This window comes from Streptomyces sp. ISL-100 (genome assembly GCF_018614615.1).
In the GTDB taxonomy this organism is placed as follows: domain Bacteria; phylum Actinomycetota; class Actinomycetes; order Streptomycetales; family Streptomycetaceae; genus Streptomyces.
The window spans coordinates 57712-71987 of sequence record NZ_JAGGOK010000076.1; the positions used below are offsets into that span (position 1 = coordinate 57712).

The window sequence follows — 14276 nt, forward strand, 5'->3', positions numbered from 1 at the left end:
GATGCGTTCTTATGCTTTCCGTTCGGGTGAATCCTGACGCGGACCCGCTGCCGGGCGGGCCAAGATCCAGTTCATGAGATCATGGAATCCTTAAAGCTGACGCGTCGTCAATTCAGTGTTCGCACCGGCGCGGTGGCTACAGCCGCTGGCGTCACCACCGTCGCCGGGGCGGCTGCTCCCGCAGAGGCGTTGGCGCCCGCCGCTCCCCGCTCCACCGCCGACTGGCAGACGTGCCTCACCGTCGCCCGCGCCCTGCTGGTGGTCGATGAGCACAACAAGCCCCTGGTCCCCAGGTACGAGAAGATCCTTCTCGGCGACGGGCTTCCGAGGGCCGGCGCCGCGCCGAAGAAGGTGCTGGTGATCGGCGCCGGACCGGCCGGCATGGTCGCCGCGTCGCTGCTCAAGCGAGCCGGTCACCGGGTCACCGTCGTGGAGGCCAACGGAAACCGCGCGGGCGGCCGCATCAAGACCTTCCGTACCGGCGGCCACGAGAACGCGAAGCAGCCGTTCGCCGATCCGAAGCAGTACGCCGAGGCGGGCGCCATGCGCATCCCCGGCAGCCACCCCCTGGTCATCGGGCTGATCGACCACCTCGGCATCGAACGCCGGCCCTTCCACTACATCGACACCGACCCCGACGGCAAGCCGGTGTACCGCACATGGATCCGCGTCAACGGGATCAGGGCCCGGCGCGCCGATTACGCGAAGAACCCCCAGGCGATCAACCGCTCCTTCGGCGTGCCGCGCGAATACGTGAATGTCCCCGCGTCCGAGATCGTCCGGCAGGCCCTGGACCCGGTCCGCGACGAGTACAGCACCCGCCGGCCCGACGGCACCCGCGTCAACAAGCCGATGCCCCGGCTGGTCGAAGGCTGGGCCCGGATCGTCCAGCGCTTCGGCGACTGGTCGATGTACCGCTTCCTCACCGAGCACGCGAAGCTCGACACCCGCACGATCGACCTCATCGGCACGCTGGAGAACATGACGTCCCGGCTCCCGCTGTCCTTCTTGCACAGCTTCATGGGCGCCTCCCTGATCAGCCCCGGCACCAAGTTCTACGAGCTGACCGGCGGCACCGCGGTCCTCGCGGACGCCCTCCTCGACGACGTACGCGACGAGGTGCACTTCGACCGGCGCGTCACCCGCATCGAAACCCGCGACGCGGGGGCCCCGGGGCCGCGCGTGCGGCTGCACACCGTCTCCGAGGGGCGCGACGGCGAAGTGGTGCGCGAGCAGTTCTCCGGCGACACCGCCATCGTCACCATCCCTTTCTCCGGCCTGCGGCACGTCCAGGTTTCGCCCCAGCTCTCGTACGGCAAGCGCCGGGCCGTCTGCGAGGTGCACTACGACAGCGCCACCAAGGTCCTCCTCGAATTCAGCCGCCGGTGGTGGGAGATGACCGAGGAGGACTGGAAGCGCGAGCTGAACGCCATGGATCCCGGCCTGTACGACGCCTACCGCAAGGGCCGGGTCGCGAACGACGGGCGGCTGCTCGGAGCCCACCCCTCCGTGCCGCCCGGGCACCTCTCCGAGGCACAGCGCACGCACTACGCGGCACACTGCTGGGTCTCCCGCGACCAGCCCGAGGCGGCGGAGGTCATCGGGGGCGGGTCGGTGACCGACAACCCGAACCGCTTCATGTTCAACCCGTCCCACCGCGTGCCGGGCAGCGACGGAGGCGTCGTACTCGCCTCGTACAGCTGGGCGGACGACGCCCGGCGCTGGGACTCCTACGACGACGAGGCCCGGTACGCGCTGGCGCTGCGTGGCATGCACGCAGAGCTGGCAGCGCGACCCGTACGCCTACGGGGAGGCGTCCGTACTCCTGCCCGGGCAGCACACCGAAATCCTCCCGGACATGGGCACCCGCGAAGGCCCGCTGCACTTCGCCGGGTGTCACACCTCGCTCAAGCCCGCCTGGATCGAAGGGGCGCTGGAGTCCGCGGTCCGGGCGGCGCTGGAGGTGCACGGCAGCCGCTGACAGCGTCGTGCTGCGGGGACGGTCCGGGGGGCGCGACGGTGCCCGGACCGTCCCCGCGGGGGTGATGTGGCCCCGTTCGCGGAGAGTTAACGGCGTTGTAAATTGCCGAGTTGCTGTCCGGTACCTCTTCCAGGACACAATGGTGGCGATCTTCGATACGACGTCACGGGGAGGGGGAACAGTGCTGCGGATCACCGCGGCCGCCAAGGCGCTGCTGCTGGCGGTATTCGCTCTGCTCTCCCTCGCGGTGGCGACCGGCAACGCCGTCGCGGAGCCTTCTGCTGTCGGTCCTACGGCTGTTGCCGAACCCGGGGCGGCGCCGCCGGTGGCCGCGCAGGGTTCTTGTTCGCCCCCCGACTCCGATTCCACGGCCCACCCGGGCCAGGTCCGCCGGGCGCAGCGGCCGGAGACCGGCGCCCCGCAGACTGCTGTCCATGCGGCCTGCGCCCTGTCCTCCCCGCCCGTGGAGCTCCCGCGCCACGCTCTTCCCGCCGACGGCGGTGCGCCGTACTGCCACGCGCCGTCGAGATCCGGGGACTTCCCCGTCGCCCTCCAGGTTTTCCGCTGCTGATGACGCTGCCCGTACGGACCGATTCCCGTACGTACTGATCCGTCACATCCCGGCACTGTCATCGCTCCTGGAGGCGATCCCTCATGCAGACTTTCATCGACCACGCCCGCTCCCTCGGCGCACGAATAGCCGCGCGCGACGAGCAGCGCGAGTGGTTCGGACGGCTGGCGGCAGGCCAGTCTCCGCAGGCGCTTTTCATCACCTGCTCCGACTCGCGCGTCGTTCCTTCCCTGATCACCGGCGCGCGCCCCGGCGAGCTTTTCGAGCTGCGTACGGCGGGGAACGCGGTGCCCGGCTACCACGCGGACCGGCCGAGCGGTGAGGCCGCGACCATCGAGTACGCGGTGAGTGTGCTGCGGATTCCCGACATCGTGGTGTGCGGGCACTCCCACTGCGGAGCCATCGGCGCGCGGGTGCGTGGTGAGGACCTCGGCGCCGTACCGGCGGTCGCGGGCTGGCTGAACAGCCAGCTGCCGGACGACTTGAACGGACTCCACGCGGACGCCGACACGGAGGTGGCGGCGGCCGTCCAGCGCAACGTCCGCGAGCAGGTGGAGCGGCTGCGGGCCTACCCCTGCGTGGCGGAGCGGCTGGCCGCCGGACAACTGCGGCTGCACGGCTGGTTCTACGCCGTGGACACCGGCCTGGTCCTGGCGCACCAGCCTGCCGTCGACGCGTTCCTCCCGCTGTGAGCGCCGGCGTGACCACCGCCGTCAAGGCCGTAACGAAGCGTTTCGGGGGGCGGCGCGGTCCGGGCGACCTCCGTGCCGATTTCACCGCCTCGCTCGTCGTCTTCCTGGTGGCGGTGCCGCTGTGCGTGGGCGTGGCCGTCGCCTCCGGCGTACCCGCCGAACTGGGCCTGGTCACCGGGATCGTGGGCGGGCTCGTCACCGGACTGCTGCCCGGCAGCACCCTCCAGGTCAGCGGCCCGGCGGCCGGAATGACCGTGCTCGTGTACGAGGCCGTGCAGGAGTACGGGATCGGCGCACTCGGCGCGATCGTGCTGGGCGCAGGAGTGCTGCAACTCGCCATGGGTGCCTTGCGGCTGGGCCGCTGGTTCCGGGCGATCTCGATCGCGGTGGTGCAGGGCATGCTCGCCGGCATCGGCCTGGTGCTGATCGCCGGCCAGTTGTACGCCCTGGCCGGCGCCGGGGCGCCCGCCGGCGGCCTCGCGAAGATCGGCGGCCTGCCGGGGCTGGCGGCCGGCACCTTTGGGTCGGGACCGGCCCTGGCCGCGCTGGGTATCGGGCTCGGCACGGTGGCGGTGCTGGTGCTGTGGCCGAGGATTCCGGCCGCGGCGCGCGTGCTGCCCGCCCCGCTCGCGGCGGTCGCACTCGCGACCGCGGCGGCGGTGATTTTCGACCCGCCGGTCGCGCGGGTCGAAGTGAAGGGGCTGCTCGACGCCGTACAGCCACCGGGCGTCTCCGACTTGGCACAGCTCGCCGAAGTCGGGCTGCTGGGCACGGTGGTCGCCTTCACCCTGATCGCGTCGGCGGAGAGCCTGTTCAGCGCGGCCGCGGTGGACCGGCTGCACGACGGCCCGAGGACCGACTACGACAAGGAACTCGTCGCCCAGGGCGCGGGCAACGCGGTGTGTGGAATGCTCGGGGCGCTGCCGATGACGGCGGTGATCGTACGCAGCTCCGCCAACTTGCAGGCGGGGGCGCGCACCAAGGCCTCCCGGGTTCTGCACGGGGTGTGGCTGCTCGTCTTCGCCGCGGCGTTCCCGGCGGCTCTCGGCGTGATTCCGGTGGCGGCGCTGGCCGGTGTGCTGGTGCACGCGGGCTGGAAGCTGATCCCGGTGAAGGAACTCGTCCCGCTGTGGCGCGAACACCGCGGTGAGGCGGTGGTGCTCGGCACTACGGCGCTCGCGATCGTCGTGACCAACATGTTCGAAGGGGTACTGATCGGACTGCTGCTGGCGGTCGCGAAGTCGGCGTGGGAAATCTCGCACGTCCATGTGGAGGTGTCCGGCGGCGACGAGGACGAGCGGGGGCCAGTGCGCGTCCGTGTCCTCGGCAACGCGACCTTCCTGCGGCTCCCGAAACTCCTCGACGAACTGGAGGCGCTGCCCCGCGACCGTCCGATCGAGCTCGACCTCGCGGGCCTGCGCCACGTGGACCACGCCTGCGGCGCGGCCCTGACGCAGTGGGCGGACCGCCACAACGAAGCAGGGGTGGAGCCAGTACGGGTCGCAGCCTGACCGACGCACAACGGCAACAAGGCCGCCCACGGACGGCGCCCCTGGGGTGGCGTCCACCGCAGTTACGCTCCCCGCCGCGCGCGGAACGCTCCGTGCGGGGCGGGGTGGGCCCCCGTGCGACGAGGTCGCGCACGGACGGCGTCCTTTCGGGTGGCGGTCCACCGCAGTTACGCTCCCCGCCGCGCGCGGAACAGTCCATGCGGGGCGGGGCCCGCGGCCCGCCAGGCGCGCCGGTGCTAGCCGCCGCTCTCGCTGCAGTCGCTGCCGCTGCGGCACGGCGGTTGTTCCCACACGTGGTCCGGCCGCGCGGGGGGGTGGCGCGGTGCGGTGCTCGTACGCGAACGCGCCCAGGACGCCCACGGCGAGTACCGCGGCTGCCAGTGCCTGTGTCCAGGTGGTCACCCACATCCTGGCGCGGCCGCAGAAGATGGCAACGACGAGCGCGACGGCCCCCGCGGCGCCGGCGCAGATCATCATCTGCGCCTCGTAGGACAGTCCATCCGGCTCGCGGCCGCTCTTGTTGTCGGCCCATGCGTTGATGCCGACGACGAACCACACGCCGACCACCACCGTTGCCTCGACGAGGAGCGCGAGGAGCGCTGCCAGGATGTCGGCGGCAAGGCTGGGACCACTGCGAGCGTTACTCATGCCTGCAGACTGGCGCCGGCGCGCGCGGAGCGCATGAGTGCGGGTACTCAGATGGCGAAGATCGCGAGATCCGCTGCCCCGCAGGAGCGTGCCCCCGGCCACTGCTAGCCGTGCCAGGAGCGCCAGAGCGCCGCGTACGCGCCGTCCGCTGCCACCAGTTCGTCGTGGCTGCCCAGTTCGCTGATCCGGCCCTCCTCGACCACCGCGATCACGTCCGCGTCGTGCGCGGTGTGCAGCCGGTGGGCGATCGCCACGACCGTACGGCCGTCGAGGACGCGGGCCAGTGAACGCTCCAGATGCCGCGCCGCCCGTGGGTCGAGCAGTGACGTCGCCTCGTCCAGCACCAGCGTGTGCGGGTCGGCGAGCACCAGCCTGGCCAGCGCGATCTGCTGCGCCTGTGCCGGAGTGAGGGCGTGGCCGCCGGAACCGACCTCGGTGTCGAGGTCATCGTCCAGCGCCCGCGCCCAGCCGTCCGCGTCGACCGCGCCGAGCGCCGCCCACAGCTCCGCGTCGTCCGCGCCCGTGCGGGCCAGCAGCAGGTTGTCGCGCAGGGAACCCACGAAGACGTGGTGCTCCTGGTTGACCAGTGCCACGTGCGCGCGCACCCGCTCGGCCGGCATCCGTGACAACTCCGCTCCGCCCAGGGTCACTTCGCCCGTACGCGGCGCGTAGATCCCGGCGAGCAGCCGGCCGAGGGTGGACTTCCCTGCGCCCGAAGGGCCGACCAGGGCCATCCGCGTTCCCGGCGCCACGTCCAGCGTCACCTTGTGCAGTACGTCGACGTCCGCCCGGTACCCGAAGTGCACCGCGTCGGCGCGCACCGCACGCCCGTCCGGCGCCATCTTCGTGTCACCCGCGTCCGGCTCGATCTCCCGTACGCCGACGAGCCGGGCCAGCGACACCTGCGCGACCTGAAGTTCGTCGTACCAGCGCAGGATGAGGTTGACCGGGTCGACCAGCATCTGCGCGAGCAGGGCGCCCGTCGTCAGCTGGCCGACGTTGATCCAGCCCTCCAGGACGAAGACGCCGCCGATCAGCACCACCGAGCACAGGATCGTCATGTGCGTGACGCTGATGACGGGGAAGAGCACGGTCCGCAGCCACAGTGTGTACCGCTCCCACGCCGTCCACTCCCTGACCCGCCGCTCCGACAGGGCCACCCGGCGCCCGCCGAGGCGGTGCGCCTCGATGGTCCGCCCGGCGTCCACGGTCTCGGCGAGCATCGCGGCGACCGCCGCGTACCCCGCCGCCTCTGAGCGGTACGCCGACGGCGCCCGTTTGAAGTACCAGCGGCACCCGATGACCAGCACCGGAACGGCCACCAGCACCGCAAGCGCCAGCGGCGGCGCGGTGACGGTGAGGCCGCCGATCAGCAGCCCCGCCCACACCACACCGATGGCGAGCTGCGGCACGGCCTCGCGCATCGCGTTGGCCAGCCGGTCGATGTCGGTGGTGATGCGCGACAGCAGATCGCCGGTGCCCGCCCGCTCCAGCACGCCCGGCGGCAGACCGACCGCCCGTACGAGGAAGTCCTCGCGCAGGTCGGCCAGCATCTCCTCGCCGAGCATCGCGGCCCGCAGCCGCATCTGGCCGGTGAAGAGTGTCTGGACGATCAGGGCGAGCGCGAAGATCGCCGCCGTACGCTCAAGGTGGAGCTCACGCGCCCCGTCCGCCAGATCCTCGACGAGCGAGCCCAGGAGGTAAGGGCCCGCCATCGAGGCGATGACGGCGACCGCGTTGAACGACACGAGCACGGCGAACGCCCTGCGGTGCCGCCGCATCAGCTCGCCCACGTACGTCCGTACGGTCGCCGGACTGCCGACAGGCAGGGTCGTCGCCGACTCCGGTGCCGCTGGGTCGTACGTCGGTGGCGCCACGCCCATCATGCCGATTCCTCGATTTCTTCCAGTACGGGTACGTCGGCGTGTGCCATGGCCCGCGTGCTCGCGGCGCTCGCTGCGTCCACTGCGTCCTCGTCGGCTGACTCGCGCGTGACGACCGCGCGGTACCGCGTGTCGGTGTGCAGCAGTTCGCGGTGCACGCCCACCGCGGCGACCGCGCCCTCATGGACGAGCACCACCCGGTCGGCCTGGTCGAGCAGCAGCGGCGACGACGCGAAGACGACGGTCGTACGCCCCGTCCGCAGCCGCTTCACGCCCGCCGCGACCCGCGCCTCGGTGTGCGAGTCGACGGCCGAGGTCGGCTCGTCCAGGACAAGCACCTCGGGGTCGGTCACCAGCGAGCGCGCCAGCGCCAGGCGCTGACGCTGGCCGCCGGAGAGCGAACGCCCGCGCTCCGTGATCCGGGTGCGCATCGGGTCGTCCGTGCTGTCCGTCGACGCCTGGGCGAGGGCGGCCAGTACGTCGTCGCAATGGGCCGCTTCCAGCGCGTCCGCCGCCGCCACGTTCCCCGAGGCCGGTACGTCGAGCAGTTCGCTGAGCGTGCCCGAGAGCAGCACCGGGTCCTTGTCCTGGACCAGGACCGCACCGCGCGCGGTGATCAGCGGCAGGTCGTCGAGCGCCACCCCGCCGAGCAGCGCCGAAGGCTGCGCCGCTTCGCCGGTGGTGGTGGCGGTGTCCGTGGTGGCGTGACCGCCGAGGCGCTCCGCGAGCACGCCCGCCATGTCCGGGTCGCCGCACACGACGGCGGTGAACCGGCCGGCGGGAGCGAGCAGTCCGGTGGCCGGGTCGTACAGGTCACCGGCCGGGGGCTCCTCGGCGACGGAAGCCGCCGGGTCACCCGGCGCGTACGCCGTGCGCTCCAGCGCCAGCACCCGAGCGGTCCGCTTGGCCGACGGCCGCGAGAAGGAGTACGCCATGGCGATCTCCTCGAAGTGCCGGAGAGGATAGAGCAGCAGCGTCACCGCGCTGTAGACGGTGACCAGTTCGCCGACCGCGATCCGCCCGTCGAGGGTGAGCTTCGCGCCGTACACCACGACCGTGATGAGCAGCAGGCCCGGCAGCAGAACCTGGACGGCCGAGATCAGCGCCCACATGCGGGCGCTGCGCACGGCTGCCTTGCGTACCTCCTGCGAGGCGCTGCGGTAGCGGCCGAGGAACAAGTCCTCGCCGCCGATGCCGCGCAGTACGCGCAGGCCCGCGACGGTGTCGGACGCCAGCTCGGTGGCCTTGCCGGCCTTCTCACGCTGGGCATCGGCCCGCCGGGTCGCCTTCGGCAGCAAGGGCAGTACGGCCAGGGCCAGCACGGGCACGCCGATGGCCACGACGATGCCGAGCGCGGGCTGGTAGACCATCAGCCCCACGCACACGACCACAAGCGTGAGCGCGGCGGCGGCGAAGCGCGAGAGCGCCTCGACGAACCAGCCGATCTTCTCGACGTCGCCGGTGGAGACCGCGACGACCTCGCCCGCCGCGACCCTGCGAGTCAGCGCGGACCCCAGCTCCGCCGTCTTGCGGGCCAGCAACTGCTGCACGCGTGCGGCAGCGGTGATCCAGTTGGTGACGGCGGTCCTGTGCAGCATGGTGTCGCCGAGGGCGACGGCCACACCCAGCAGGGCGATCAGCCCGGCGGCCACTGCCAGCCGGCTGCCGGATCTGTCGACCACGGCCTGTACGGCGAGCCCCACGCCCAGCGGCAGACCGGCGACACCGCACTGGTGCAACAGGCCCCAGGAGAGCGACTTCAGCTGCCCGCCGAGCTGGTTCCGCCCGAGCCAGTAGAGGAATCGGGGACCGGACCGGACGTCGGGGACGCCCGGATCGGGATACGGAAGATCGCGAATCTGCATGACGTCCCACGGCTCGGTGTGCTGGCTTGTCCTGGCTTGTACTGGCGAAACCGTGCAAGGTTCGCGTTTTTCCACCTGAATTCGCAATCGATTTATGGGCGCCGGGACACAGAACGCGCCAAGATCCAACATCTCGCTCTGGCGCTCCCCGCCGTCCCACGCTTCACTCCTGACGCATGAGACGACCAAAAGTCATGTGCATGCTCGCCACCCTGGCCCTGGCCGCCGGATCGGTGTTCGGGGCAGGCCAGGCCGGAGCGGCCACCGCCGCAGCTGAGCCGCCCGCCGAATTCGGCCGCGACTGGCACGATCCCGTCACCGCGGCGCCGCCCGTCGAGACACCCGGCACCCGGTCCTGCCAAGTCACCGTCGCACAGGCCCAGTTCCGCGACTTCACGCCGTACCGGGGCGGGTACTCGCCCCCGAAGGACTGCGGCGACCGCTGGAGCAAGGTGGTGCTCCGCCTCGAAGGCAAGGTCGCGGGACGGCAGTACGACCGCCTCGGCTACCTGCACATCGGCGGGGTCGAGGTACTGCGCACCTCCACCCCGCAGCCCTCTCCCGAAGGCATCACCTGGTCCGTGGAGAAGGACGTCACCCGCTACAGCGACACCCTGCGCCGCGAACAGCCCGTCGAGATGCTCATCGGCAATGTCGTCAACGAGACGTACACCGGGATCATCGACGTCAAGGCGACCCTGACGTTCTACGCCGCCGAAGGCCGCACCAAGCCGGCCACCCACACCCCGGACCGCGTCCTCACCCTCGACGGCGGGGACTCCCTCACCACCCCGCGCAACTCCGAACGCATCCTCGCCGAGGTGTACGCGACGGGCTCGGGCGGCGGCTGCGAGGAGTACTGGTACCTGTCCGTCCCCGAGGAGGCGCCGTACTCCTGCAAGACGCCGGACGGCCCCTACCGGGAAGTGCAGATCAAGGTCGACGGACAACTCGCGGGAATCGCCGCGCCGTTCCCGACGGTCTGGACGGGCGGCTGGTCCAACCCCTTCCTCTGGTACGTGATCCCCGGCCCGCGCGCCTTCGACATCAAGCCCATCCAGTACGACCTGACGCCCTTCGCGGGCAGGCTCAACGACGGTCGCCCGCACCGCGTGGAGGTCTCGGTCGTCGGTGTTCCCGAGGGGCAGACCGGCTGGAGCACGCCCGTCAATGTGCTGGTGTGGCAGGACAAGGGGAGTGAGGTGGTCACGGGCGCGCTGACCCGGCACGACAATGGCGCTCCGGCCAACTCCTCGACGTACACGCCGGGTTCGCAGCACCGTTTCGACGCCAAGGGCGGTCACCGGCTCACCGTCTCCGGCCATGTGAACACCTCGCACGGGCGCGTCGTCACCACCGTCGACCGGACGCTCGCCAACACCTCCGTCCACCGCTGGACCGACGGCGAGAGTCTGGACGCCCTCAAGGGCACGTGGACGGACAACGAGACCGTCACGGTCGACGGCCGCGGCCCGGCCACTGCCGTGCGCGCCCACCGGACGTACACGATGGACGGCACGACGACGCTCGGCGCGGGCGACCGGCTGCGCACCGTGCTCGCGCTCGGCGACCGCGCCGACACCTCTACGGAGCGCGGCGGGAAACGGGTGTCCTGGTCGCGGTTCGACGACGCGTACGAGGGCGACGCGACGTATACCGCGAACGTCCCGCGCGACCAGCGGCACGCGGTCGGCACGTCGAGCGAGCGCTACCGGCTGTACGGGACGGCGGGCTGCTACGACCGGAGCCTGAAGACGGCCCAGGGGACGGTGACGGAGGACCGGCTGCGCTGCTGACCGTGGTGCCCGGTCGGTACGCGGCCGGGCATCCGCCAGATTACTTGCAGGTATGTAGTGACTTCACACGCCAGCAGCAGTAGAACCTGTTCCCATTCACCTTGGAGTGAGGAACGTCACATGAGGCCGACCGGCGTCTCGCGTCGTGGGTTCATCGCTGGAACTGGTTCTATTCTGGGCGGCGTTGCCCTCGCGGGCCACGCCGCCCCCGCCCGGGCGAAGGCCGCCGCCGCGGCCGCTCCGATCACCACCGGGGCTCACGTCCCGGTGCTGGTGATCGGTACCGGATACGGCGGCTCCGTCGCCGCTCTGCGTCTCGCCCAGGCGGGCGTCGACGTCCACATGATCGAGATGGGCATGTCCTGGGACACCTCCGGTCCGGACGGCAAGATCTTCGCCAACACGACCAGGCCGGACTATCGGTCGTTCTGGCTCCGCACCAAGACCAAGCAGCCCCTCAGCAACTTCCTCGGCTTCCCGCTCGACAAGGACGTCCCCCGCCACACCGGCATCCTGGACGCCGAGGACTTCAGCGGCATCACGGTCTATCAGGGCCGCGGTGTCGGCGGCGGGTCGCTGGTCAACGGCGGCATGGCGGTCACGCCCAGACGTGAGAACTTCGGCGCCGTCCTCCCGACGGTCAACGCCGCCGAGATGTACGACGTCTACTACCCACGCGCCAACGCCGGGCTCGGGGTCGGTCACGTCGACCCCGCCTGGTGGGAGAGCGCCGCGTGCTACCAGTACGCGAGGGTCGGCCGTAAGCACGCCCAGCGTTCCGGTTTCCCCTTCGTCTTCGTGCCCAACGTGTACGACTGGGAGTACATGAAGCAGGAGGCGGCCGGAGGCGTCCCCAAGTCGGCGCTGGAGGGGGAGGCCCTCTACGGCAACAACCACGGCAAGAAGTCGCTGCTCCAGACCTACCTTGCCCGCGCCACGGCGACCGGCAAGGTCACCATCTCGCCGCTGCACAAGGTCACGTCGGTCGCTCCCGCGGCGTCCGGTGGCGGCTACACGGTCGTCATCGACCAGGTCAACACCGGCGGCGCCACCACGGCCACCAAGAGCGTGAGCGCGGACAAGGTCTTCTTCGCGGCGGGCAGTGTCGGCACCAGCAAGCTGCTGATCAAGCTCAAGGCGACCGGCGCGCTGCCCGGCCTGAACGACGAGACCGGCAAGGGCTGGGGCGACAACGGCAACGTCATGTGCGGCCGCGCCAACCACATGTGGGACGCGACCGGCAGGCTCCAGTCGTCCATGCCCACGGCCGGCATCGACAACTGGGCCGCCGGCGGCGCGTTCGCCGAGGTCGCGCCGCTGCCGACCGGGATCGAGACGTACGCCTCGTTCTATCTGTCGATCACCAAGAACCCGCACCGCGCCGAGTTCTCCTGGAACGCCGCGACCCAGAGGGCCGACCTGAACTGGCAGACCGCCTGGAAGCAGCCGTCCATCGACGCCGCCAGGACGATCTTCGACAAGATCAACGCGAAGGAGGGGACGATCTACCGGACCGACCTTTTCGGTTCGTACAAGATCTGGGGCGATCACCTCACGTACCACCCGCTCGGCGGCGCTGTCCTGAACAAGGCCACCGACAACTACGGCCGCCTGCACGGCCACCCAGGCCTGTACGTCATCGACGGCTCGCTGATCCCCGGCAACGCCAGTGTCAACCCGTTCGTCACCATCACGGCGCTCGCCGAACGCAACATCGAAAGGATCATCGCTACCGATCTGTAGCGATCACGCACACGGTGTCGAGGCCCAGCACGTGGTTGAGCCGGCCGAACGCGAGCCAGGAGCCGATGCTCATGCTCAGCTCCACGATCTCGCGCTGGCTGTAGTACGCCGTCATCCGCGTCCAGAACTCGTCGTCGAGGCCGTGGTGATCCAGGGCGTACCGCTCGGCGTACTCGGCGGCCAGGCGGGTGCGGTCGTCGAAGGCGTCGGTGGTGCGCCACCGCGTCACCGCGTCGGCGAACTCCTCCTCGACCTTCTGCCCGTCCCGTTCAGTCCGCCAGTCGAGGCAGAAGGCGCATCCGTTGAGCTGCGCGATCCGCAGGCGGGCGGCCTCGAACTCGCGCAGTCCCAGGGTCGTGTGGGCGTACACCGCGAGGGAGAAGTTGGAGGCGGCGGTCCCGATGCCGGGGACCATCTCGCCCCACACGTACTCGATCGCGTTCTTGCCCTCGGGTATGTCGATGTTCATCGCCGGCTCCTTCCGAGCTTGCCGACGGCGGGGCGCAGGGGGACGTCGAGCGCGTCGTAGAGTCCGGGCTTCGCGTCCACGAGCCAGTCGATGGCGCTCACCAGCCGGCCTACCGCGGTGGCGTTCCCGCCCGCCGACCGGTTCTCGCCCTCGTCGGTGGCTTCGACCGTGACCTCGATGCGCGGGCGGCCCTCGATGATCACCCGGTGTTCGCCGGCGCCATCGGGCGGCGACGGCCAATCGGGTGCGCAGGACGGGTGGATGCGGGTGACGTGCTCGATGACGATGCGGGGTTCGCCCGCGACAATGCCCTGCACCTCGAACCGCACGGCGCCTTGGGTGCCGGCCTCGAACTCGCCCATGGTTCGCGTGGTCACTGTCGTGTCGAGCGGGCGCCGGGCCACGGTCTCGCGGATCTCGTCGAGTTCGACGCCGAGCCCCCTGGCCATCAGCCGGATCTGCCCGCCCCACACCATCGTCGGGACCGACGGTGCGAGCATCAGCGGCTCGTAGTCCATCGGCCGGCCCATGCCGACCAGATCGCGGACCGAGTCGGGCTGGTCGTAGGTGGAGTAGTCGAAGATCTCCTGGCAGCGGATCACGTCCACGGTGGTGGCGAGTCCGCTGATCAGCAGGGGCAGTACGTCGTTGCCCCAGCCGGGGTCGACACCGGAGACGAACAGCGAGCCGCCGCTGTCCGCGACGGCGGCCAGCACGGGCTCGCGCAGCTCGGGTGGGGCGGTCAGTTGGTCGTAGAGCGCGTACATCGCGGGGGTGACGACCACGGCTCCGGCGTGGATCGCCTTGACGATGTCGGCGAGGGCCTCGTCGGGGCGCAGGTCGCCTGACGCCGCGTACACGACGGCGTCCGGGCGGGTCGCGAGTACCGCGTCGATGTCGTCGGTCGCCGCTACCCCCAGCGCGCGGCCGAGCCCGCCGAGATCGCCCGCGTCGCGGCCGACCTTGTCGGGGTTGTGGACGACAACGGCCGCGAGTTCCAGCGCCGGGTGGGCGTCGACGGCACGGACAGCCGCGCGGCCTACGTTGCCGGTACCCCATACCACCGTGGAAATCATGCGGCGGAGGGTAGCGCGTGGTCCTTTCGGTTCCCAGGCAT

Annotated in this window: 9 protein-coding genes and 2 pseudogenes; 6 read left to right on the forward strand and 5 right to left on the reverse strand. The window is 70.9% G+C overall.

What is annotated here, in order from left to right; translation table 11 throughout:
- Nucleotides 1-81: 81 nt before the first annotated feature.
- The 4 genes and pseudogenes from J7E89_RS32010 to J7E89_RS32025 all read left to right on the forward strand — a co-directional run bounded on the left by J7E89_RS32010 (nucleotide 82) and on the right by J7E89_RS32025 (nucleotide 4755).
- Nucleotides 82-1981: pseudogene (locus J7E89_RS32010) on the forward strand (FAD-dependent oxidoreductase).
- 181 nt (nucleotides 1982-2162) lie between these two features.
- Complete coding sequence (locus J7E89_RS32015) at nucleotides 2163-2552, forward strand: hypothetical protein (protein ID WP_214978416.1); 390 nt, start codon at nucleotides 2163-2165, stop codon at nucleotides 2550-2552.
- 83 nt (nucleotides 2553-2635) lie between these two features.
- Nucleotides 2636-3244 (forward strand): carbonic anhydrase, encoded by a 609-nt coding sequence (locus tag J7E89_RS32020; protein ID WP_214978418.1) that lies wholly within the window; start codon nucleotides 2636-2638, stop codon nucleotides 3242-3244.
- Between the two features lie 8 nt (nucleotides 3245-3252).
- Nucleotides 3253-4755, forward strand: a complete 1503-nt coding sequence (locus J7E89_RS32025) for a SulP family inorganic anion transporter (protein ID WP_214978483.1) — start codon at nucleotides 3253-3255, stop codon at nucleotides 4753-4755.
- 312 nt (nucleotides 4756-5067) lie between these two features.
- On the opposite strand, the pseudogene J7E89_RS42500 reads toward J7E89_RS32025, so the two are convergent.
- The 3 genes and pseudogenes from J7E89_RS42500 to J7E89_RS32035 form a co-directional block, all read right to left on the reverse strand.
- Nucleotides 5068-5403: pseudogene (locus tag J7E89_RS42500) on the reverse strand (DUF6234 family protein); the annotation flags it as partial.
- A 104-nt stretch (nucleotides 5404-5507) separates the two neighbouring features.
- Nucleotides 5508-7289, reverse strand: a complete 1782-nt coding sequence (locus J7E89_RS32030; protein ID WP_214978420.1) for an ABC transporter ATP-binding protein — start codon at nucleotides 7287-7289, stop codon at nucleotides 5508-5510.
- Complete coding sequence (locus J7E89_RS32035; protein WP_214978422.1) at nucleotides 7286-9151, reverse strand: ABC transporter ATP-binding protein; 1866 nt, start codon at nucleotides 9149-9151, stop codon at nucleotides 7286-7288. The genes J7E89_RS32030 and J7E89_RS32035 overlap by 4 nt, the downstream gene beginning before the upstream one ends.
- A 176-nt stretch (nucleotides 9152-9327) precedes the next feature.
- Here J7E89_RS32035 and J7E89_RS32040 point away from each other — a divergent pair, with 176 nt between their 5' ends.
- Both J7E89_RS32040 and J7E89_RS32045 read left to right on the forward strand, forming a co-directional pair.
- Nucleotides 9328-10947, forward strand: a complete 1620-nt coding sequence (locus J7E89_RS32040; RefSeq protein WP_214978424.1) for a peptide-N4-asparagine amidase — start codon at nucleotides 9328-9330, stop codon at nucleotides 10945-10947.
- A 120-nt stretch (nucleotides 10948-11067) separates the two neighbouring features.
- Nucleotides 11068-12690 carry a GMC oxidoreductase gene (locus J7E89_RS32045; protein ID WP_214978427.1) on the forward strand — a complete coding sequence of 541 codons (1623 nt, stop codon included), beginning with the start codon at nucleotides 11068-11070 and terminating at the stop codon, nucleotides 12688-12690.
- On the opposite strand, the gene J7E89_RS32050 is transcribed toward J7E89_RS32045, so the two are convergent.
- Entirely contained in the window at nucleotides 12677-13159 is a 483-nt protein-coding gene (locus tag J7E89_RS32050) for a carboxymuconolactone decarboxylase family protein (protein ID WP_214978436.1), read from the reverse strand. The two genes, J7E89_RS32045 and J7E89_RS32050, sit on opposite strands and share 14 nt — an antisense overlap.
- A complete protein-coding gene (locus J7E89_RS32055) occupies nucleotides 13156-14235 on the reverse strand; it encodes a dihydrodipicolinate reductase (RefSeq protein WP_214978438.1) in 1080 nt (359 codons plus the stop codon). Before J7E89_RS32055 ends, J7E89_RS32050 begins: the two co-directional genes overlap by 4 nt.
- Nucleotides 14236-14276 lie beyond the last annotated feature (41 nt).

What these genes read in the sequence shown, in the direction of transcription:
- J7E89_RS32045 (WP_214978427.1), top strand. Translation starts at nt 11,068, where the DNA reads ATGAGGCCGACCGGCGTCTCGCGTCGTGGGTTCATCGCTGGAACTGGT.
- J7E89_RS32030 (WP_214978420.1), bottom strand. Translation starts at nt 7,289, where the DNA reads ATGATGGGCGTGGCGCCACCGACGTACGACCCAGCGGCACCGGAGTCG.
- J7E89_RS32050 (WP_214978436.1), bottom strand. Translation starts at nt 13,159, where the DNA reads ATGAACATCGACATACCCGAGGGCAAGAACGCGATCGAGTACGTGTGG.
- J7E89_RS32040 (WP_214978424.1), top strand. Translation starts at nt 9,328, where the DNA reads ATGAGACGACCAAAAGTCATGTGCATGCTCGCCACCCTGGCCCTGGCC.
- J7E89_RS32020 (WP_214978418.1), top strand. Translation starts at nt 2,636, where the DNA reads ATGCAGACTTTCATCGACCACGCCCGCTCCCTCGGCGCACGAATAGCC.
- J7E89_RS32055 (WP_214978438.1), bottom strand. Translation starts at nt 14,235, where the DNA reads ATGATTTCCACGGTGGTATGGGGTACCGGCAACGTAGGCCGCGCGGCT.
- J7E89_RS32035 (WP_214978422.1), bottom strand. Translation starts at nt 9,151, where the DNA reads ATGCAGATTCGCGATCTTCCGTATCCCGATCCGGGCGTCCCCGACGTC.